Below are 518 nucleotides of genomic sequence, written 5' to 3' on the forward strand. Positions count from 1 at the left end.
AGAGAATGGTGCGGAAGGAGAGACTTGAACTCTCACACCTTGCGGCGCCAGAACCTAAATCTGGTGCGTCTACCAATTCCGCCACTTCCGCATCAAGTGTTTTACATCATCCCGGTAGAGGGAGGATGGTGGCTACGACGGGATTCGAACCTGTGACCCCATCATTATGAGTGATGTGCTCTAACCAACTGAGCTACGTAGCCACAATTTTAAGTTGCTGATCAACGTGTCAATCAACACCTTTAAATAGTGGCAGGTCTACCTGGATTCGAACCAGGGAATGGCGGCATCAAAAGCCGCTGCCTTACCGCTTGGCGATAGACCTACAGCATGTTCACTTAAGAACTGTCTCTCGGTCTCAAAAGAGAGAAGAGAATGGTGCGGAAGGAGAGACTTGAACTCTCACACCTTGCGGCGCCAGAACCTAAATCTGGTGCGTCTACCAATTCCGCCACTTCCGCATCAAGTGTTTTACATCATCCCGGTAGAGGGAGGATGGTGGCTACGACGGGATTCGA

General features: G+C 50.6%; 4 tRNA genes. All 4 read right to left on the reverse strand.

The features are described 5' to 3' along the window. Positions 1-6 precede the first annotated feature (6 nt). Positions 7-91, reverse strand: a tRNA-Leu gene (locus EDI28_RS26415). 35 nt (positions 92-126) lie between these two features. Then, positions 127-203 (reverse strand) — tRNA-Met (locus tag EDI28_RS26420). A 47-nt stretch (positions 204-250) separates the two neighbouring features. After that, positions 251-325: transfer RNA gene (locus tag EDI28_RS26425), tRNA-Gln, on the reverse strand. A gap of 51 nt (positions 326-376) precedes the next feature. Further along, a tRNA-Leu gene (locus EDI28_RS26430) sits at positions 377-461 on the reverse strand. Between the last annotated feature and the right edge of the window lie 57 nt (positions 462-518).

This window comes from Photobacterium chitinilyticum (genome assembly GCF_004104355.1).
GTDB lineage: Bacteria > Pseudomonadota > Gammaproteobacteria > Enterobacterales > Vibrionaceae > Photobacterium > Photobacterium chitinilyticum.